Origin of the sequence: Bacillus sanguinis, assembly GCF_018332475.1 — a bacterium.
GTDB lineage: Bacteria > Bacillota > Bacilli > Bacillales > Bacillaceae_G > Bacillus_A > Bacillus_A sanguinis.
The window spans coordinates 1-3,065 of sequence record NZ_BOQB01000315.1 but is presented as its reverse complement, the minus strand read 5'-3'; the positions used below and the strand labels follow the sequence as shown (position 1 = coordinate 3,065).

At 33.3% G+C, this 3,065-nt stretch carries 2 protein-coding genes; one reads left to right on the top strand and one right to left on the bottom strand.

Annotated features, from left to right (window positions below; translation table 11 throughout):
* Positions 1 to 587 precede the first annotated feature (587 nt).
* On the top strand, positions 588 to 1,907 hold the full coding sequence (locus tag KI369_RS24820) for an aromatic amino acid transport family protein (protein ID WP_212957928.1): 1,320 nt from the start codon (positions 588 to 590) through the stop codon (positions 1,905 to 1,907).
* A 156-nt stretch (positions 1,908 to 2,063) separates the two neighbouring features.
* Here the strand turns inward: KI369_RS24820 and KI369_RS24815 are convergent, their stop codons facing one another.
* The gene (locus tag KI369_RS24815; RefSeq protein ID WP_212957926.1) at positions 2,064 to 2,546 is read right to left on the bottom strand and encodes a VOC family protein; all 483 of its coding nucleotides are present in this window, start codon (positions 2,544 to 2,546) and stop codon (positions 2,064 to 2,066) included.
* Positions 2,547 to 3,065: the final 519 nt, after the last annotated feature.

Sequence of the window (3,065 nt, the reverse complement as noted above, 5' to 3'; positions counted from 1 at the left end):
TATCCATTTAATATTTCTGAAAATATAAAAATATTAATTTTATAAATATACACGTTATAATGAGTGCGTCGAGAGAAATTTTATTATCTCTGGAGAAAATATAAAAAATGCGATTATTAGTAAGAAGGGTGTGTGGTTAGAGGCGAAATGTATGTAAAGTGCTTCAGTGGGTTGTGTAATCAATACCATAAATGCTGCCGAAGCTATTAAAGTGATGTATAGAATTGAGAAAGAAATGCCTCATAAATGAAGAGAGGCCGGTTTAACTGAAATTACTGTTACAAGTAATGTAGAGAAACCATTAAAGCAATACACTGTTATTAGAAATGTTGCAACGTATTTATGAAGTCTATTCAATATTGTTCTCTTAAGCGGTCTTTATATAAAGAGCGGATATTACGAGTAAACTTTTTTGTGAACGCTAACATTTATGTTAGGACGCTAACTAGCGAATGTTTCAATTTGGATTCATTATGATGAAGGACATACAATGTGGGGCAACTTGTAAGGAATTCATTATCCCAAAAGGTAAATATTTGTTAGCTATAAAGAGAGACGCAGGAATAGATACAAGGGGGAGTTATTATATGAACGGGAATACTGCAAAGAAAATAGAAGTTCAAGCTGAAAATACCGCACTAAAAAATGAGCAATATGCAGATCCGAAAAAGTGGCATAAGCAGGATACTACATGGGCATTAAGCCTATTTGGAACTGCAATTGGAGCAGGGGTGCTCTTTTTACCGATTAATGCAGGTTCAGGTGGTTTATTATCTTTACTACTAATTACATTGCTTGCATATCCAGTTATGTACTACTCACATAGGGCACTTGCTAAAATGATATACGCTTCTAATTCTGCTGATGAGGGGATCACAGGTACGATTAGAGAGTATTTCGGAGATAAAGCGAGTATCATTTTTAACATCGTATATTTCGGTTCAATTTATACAATCGTATTAATGTATTCGGTTGCGCTTACAAATACTGCAAGTAGTTTTATCGTGCATCAATTGCACATGCCAGAGCCTCCAAGAGCGATTTTATCACTTGTATTAGTTCTTGGTCTTATCGCTATACTAAATTTTGGTCAAGATATTACTGTAAAGGTCATGAGTATGCTTGTGTATCCTTTCATAGCTTCTCTACTGTTTATTGCAGTATCTTTAATTCCACAGTGGAATACGTCAATGCTTAGCTTTACAGCTGTATCTTCAGCTTCAACAGGAACAGGATATTTTGGAACGATATTGATGATTCTACCAATTATCGTATTCTCATTTAACCATTCACCTATGATATCATCATTTGTTGTGAAACAGAGAGCTACGTATGGAATAGAAGCTACTGATGCGAAATGTGCGCAAATACAAAAAGTTTGTTATATTATGACATTCGTTGTAGTTATGTTCTTCGTTTGGAGCAGTGCACTAAGCTTGACTCCAGAGGATTTAAAAATGGCAAAAGAGCAAAACTTATCAATTCTTTCATATCTTGCTAATGAACTGAATTCACCTGTAATCACGATTGCAGCTCCAATCATTGCTTTTGTGGCTATTACAAAATCTTTCCTTGGTCATTATATCGGAGCATTTGAAGTAATGCGTGACATGATTATTAAGTTCGGTAAATCACGTGGAAAAGTAATTGAAGAAAAAACGATTAAGACAATCGTCCTTACTTTTGTTGTATTATCATGCTGGTTTGTTGCTTATACAAATCCAAGTATTCTTGGACTTATTGATTCTCTAAGTGGTCCATTAGTTGCTGCTATCTTATGTCTATTACCGATGTATGCGATTCAAAAAGTACCAGTACTAGCTAAATACAAAGGAAAAATGAGTAATGTATTTGTTATTATTGTAGGTGTCCTTACTGTTTTAGCAAGTATTAAATCATTATTCTAATTCACGATTGTTGATTTTGGTGTCAAAGTAGTGGAATATGAAATATCTATTTTTGGACAAACTTCTCGAATTGGAGAGTTTGTCCTTTTTATTCAATCTAGAAACAAACAGCCACCTTTCAGATAAGGTGGCTGTTTCGGTATTAATTTATTTTCACTATTCACGTCTAAATGGTCCTTTTGGAGCAATTAGCTCTAAATTAGTACCATCTGGATCACGGAAGTAGGCAACTCCTGTACCAAATCCAGATTTCAAGCCGTCTTCTTCTTGAAAGACAATTGGCTCTCCATCTGGTTCTACCCCAATCGCTTTTAGACGTTCTACAGCGGCATCAATATCTTCTACTTCAAAACAGAGATGCATCGCACTAATTTGATCATTTGAGTAAGAGGCTTTATCTGATTTAGGGACGATATATTCTAAAATATCGATATTTAAATTATCTAAGTGAAGGTTGGCATATTTAATACGAGTATCTTCAAGCCCTTGAGTTTGTGCCATTCTTTTTCCTCCAATTTCATCGGTGTTTGAAACTTTTTTACCTGTTAATGCTTCATAAAAAACGATAGATTTTTCTAAATTGCTCACTGTAATTCCGACATGATTTACTTGTGAGAAGCCTGCTGTTTTTTCACTCATTTTTGTTTCCTCCTATTTTTTTGGTTGTGTAATGTATTCGTTTCACCAATCTTTTACTGTAATTAAAATGAGCCTTTAGTAGAAGTTCTATTCTAAGTATTTTGTAACAAGACACGAGAAATATAAGAGTGTTTTTGATCAAAAAAGAATCTAGTATTGACTAGGTTCTTTTTATTTTTCGTTTGTCTTAATAAAAAAATGATGAATTTACAACCATTGAGCAAAAAAGTTTGTAAGTAAAAATATTATTCGTTAGTACATACATTCTTAATAAGTTAAATATATTTCATAATAGTCTCTGTAAGAGGAGGATAAGTAGAAAAGTACTTTAAAGTACCTATAGCACTTTAAAGTGCGTACTTTTTATCACCTTGAATATCATTCATAATAGCACCTGTAAGAAGAAAATAAGCTTTACGGTACTAGCTACTTAATGTTACAGCAGTTTATTTAGATTCAGATTGATTGAAACTTTGGAATTCAATAATTTTCGAAATGTCAGAGTGGCATAAAACGATT